This window comes from Cupriavidus sp. 01T418 (genome assembly GCF_056398885.1).
Map to the genome: position 1 here is coordinate 1 of NZ_JBFTQG010000101.1, position 2,758 is coordinate 2,758.

Genomic DNA, 2,758 nt, shown 5'->3' on the forward strand with positions numbered 1-2,758 from the left:
GCGGATCGGACGCATCCGGTCGGTTGCACAGGTGCTCGCGGCGCTGCCCAGCTGCTGAGGCGAACGCTAGAGCCAGATCCAGGGCCGCTGCCGGCGGTCGCGCTGCTGGAACTGGGCGATCTGGTCTTGCATGAGCAAGGTGACGCCAATTTCGTCCAGGCCGCCAAGCAGCATGCGTTGCGCCCGCTCCGCAATCTCGAAGCTCCAGTGGTCGCCACGCTGTGCATCGCTGACGCGCAGCCGCGCAAGGTCCACATCGAGCTTAAGCTCGCTGGTGGCTGCGCGTTCCGTGAGCCCCGCAACCACTTCGCGGTCGAGGACCACGGGCAGCAGGCCGTTCGCAAGGCAATTGGCCTTGAAGATCGCGCCGAACGAAGGCGCAATGATGCAGCGAAGACCGAACTCTTCCAGCGCCCATACCGCTGCCTCGCGCGACGAGCCGCAGCCAAAATTTTCATCGGCCAGCAGGATCGACGCGCCAGCATACCGAGGCTGGTTGAACACGAAATCTGGATTGGGTTCGCGCGACGTGCCGAGGTAACGCCATCCCGCGAAGGCGCTTGGCCCCAGTCCAGACCGCAGTGACGACTTGATCTCACGCGAAGGGATGATGGTGTCAGTATCGATGTTCGTTCGAAACAGCGGCGCAGCAATGCTTTGCAGTGTCGTGAATGGTTTCATATTGGTGGTCCGAATAAATTGCCAGATCCATGCCGTGTCAGCGAAGCAGGGGGCGCGGATCTGCGATCCGCCCTGCGATCGCGGAGGCCGCGACCGTGATGGGGCTCGCCAGGTGCGAGCGCACGCCGGGGCCTTGGCGTCCCTCGAAATTTCGATTGGTGCTAGTGATCGTTCGTCGAGCGTCTCCGAACGAATCGCCCCCAGCATAGAAGCACAGCGAGCACCCCGACTCACGCCATTCGAACCCGGCCTCCATGAAGATCTTGTCCAGGCCCTCTGATTCGGCGTCACGTCGCACGGCCGAGGAGCCGGGTACGACGATCGCCTTGACGCCGCTGGCAACTTTCCGTCCCGCGAGGATGCGGGCAGCCGCTCTCAGATCGCTCAGGCGCGCGTTGGTGCAGGAGCCAATAAAGGCCGCGTCGATCGGGAGGCCGGCCAAGGGCTGACCAGGCTCCAGATCCATGTATTGCATGGCGGCGACCATCGAGGCGCGCGTTGCGTGGTCGGCCGCGGTGGCGGGGTCGGGCACACAGCCGTCGATGCCGCTTCCCTGCCCAGGCGATGTGCCCCACGTGACCTGCGGCGCGACATGCCGCAGGTCCAGGCTCAGTGCGGCGTCCCAGCGGGCTTCGGCGTCCGAATGCAGCGTACGCCAGTGTGCGACCGCGCGATCCCACCGGTCATCGCGCGGCGAAAAGCGCCGCCCGTGCAGCCACTGGAAGGTCGTGTCGTCGGGGGCGACGATGCCGGTCCAGGCGCCGAACTCGACGGCCATGTTGCAAAGTGTGAGCCGCTCCTCCACCGTGAGCGCGCGAACGGCTTCGCCTGCAAACTCGATAACATGGTTGGCGCCGCCAGATGCACCGAAGTGCGCGATCAGCGCCAGCGCCAGGTCCTTGGCCGTGACACCGGGGCCGCGCACGCCGTCGAATGTGACCCGCATCTTCCTTGGAAAAGCCCGTACCAGAGTCTGCGTCGCAAGGGCATGCGAGGTCTCCGTGACACCGACTCCCCAGGCCAGTGCACCCAGTCCGCCGATCGTGCAGGTGTGGCTGTCGCCGCAGACCAGGGTCGTGCCGGGCAGCGCAAAGCCGAGTTCGGGCGATACCACGTGTGCGATGCCTTGGGCCGGGTCGCCGATGTCCAGGACGCTGATGCCGCTGCTTTTCGCGTAGCGGCGGAACAGCTGAATGAATTCAGTTCCTCCGGGTGCCAGCGTTGCATCGCCGCGTCCCGTGTGCGTATCGATGACATGGTCCATCGTGCCCAGCACCAGCGACGCGTTGGCCACTGAGCGCTTGGCCTCATCCAGTTGGCGCAGGGACCGCGGGCCACTACGGTCATGCAACACGACACGGTCGATGTGCAGCAACGCCTGGTCTTCGTCCACCGTACGGATCTGGTGGGTGTTCCAGATCTTGTCGATCAAGGTTTGGGAGGGCATATGGCCAATCCATGGTGAAAGTAGGTCACCGGCGCATCCGCCGTGGCTTAAAAGTGTTGACACTATAGGAGCTGGTGTCGGTATCTCTTACCAAGATACAGGGGCATTTTGCCCGGGACGCGCACAAAGTGTCAACACATATGCTAGCATCAATGCCTATCTGGCTGAACCAATCGACATGTTCATGGCTTCGTGCTCCGCATCCCACTTCGCTCGACAACTGCCCCGCAGGGAGTTCCACCTTGGCTGACGCGAGCTTGCTCCATCCGGCGGTGGCCGGCAGCCGGCTCGATGGCAAGCGAGCCGTCGTGACAGGCGCGAGCGGCGCCATTGGTTCTGTCATCGTCGAATACCTCGGTGCCTTGGGCGCCGAGGTCTGGTCGCTGGATCTCGGCGCGCCAGCGGCACCGGAGGCGGATGCCCGTTTCATTCGCACCGACGTGACGGACCGCGCCAGCGTGCAGGCTGCCGCTGCCGAACTGGCGCGGAGCGGGGGCGTCGATCTGCTGGTCAATTGCCACGGTCTGCAGATTCGCCGCAGCTTTCTCGACTGCACGGAAGACCAATGGACGCGCATTCTGGATGTCAATGTGCATGGCGCCGTCAGGACTTGCCAGGCATTCGGCGCCG

At 64.3% G+C, this 2,758-nt stretch carries 3 protein-coding genes; 1 reads left to right on the forward strand and 2 read right to left on the reverse strand.

The annotated features are described in order from the left end of the window. Window positions 1–66: 66 nt before the first annotated feature. Window positions 67–681 (reverse strand): 3-isopropylmalate dehydratase small subunit, encoded by a 615-nt coding sequence (leuD, locus tag AC1DQ3_RS36295; RefSeq protein WP_477124915.1) that lies wholly within the window; start codon window positions 679–681, stop codon window positions 67–69. A 37-nt stretch (window positions 682–718) separates the two neighbouring features. Further along, window positions 719–2,128, reverse strand: coding sequence for a 3-isopropylmalate dehydratase large subunit (locus AC1DQ3_RS36300; protein ID WP_477124916.1), 1,410 nt, complete (start codon window positions 2,126–2,128; stop codon window positions 719–721). 242 nt (window positions 2,129–2,370) lie between these two features. Between AC1DQ3_RS36300 and AC1DQ3_RS36305 the strand changes: the two genes are divergently transcribed. Next, on the forward strand, window positions 2,371–2,758 hold a 388-nt coding region (locus tag AC1DQ3_RS36305), incomplete at its 3' end, for an SDR family NAD(P)-dependent oxidoreductase (protein WP_477124917.1).

Excerpts from the sequence above, each read along its gene's own strand:
- leuD (WP_477124915.1), bottom strand. The coding sequence starts at position 681 with ATGAAACCATTCACGACACTGCAAAGCATTGCTGCGCCGCTGTTTCGA.
- AC1DQ3_RS36300 (WP_477124916.1), bottom strand. The coding sequence starts at position 2,128 with ATGCCCTCCCAAACCTTGATCGACAAGATCTGGAACACCCACCAGATC.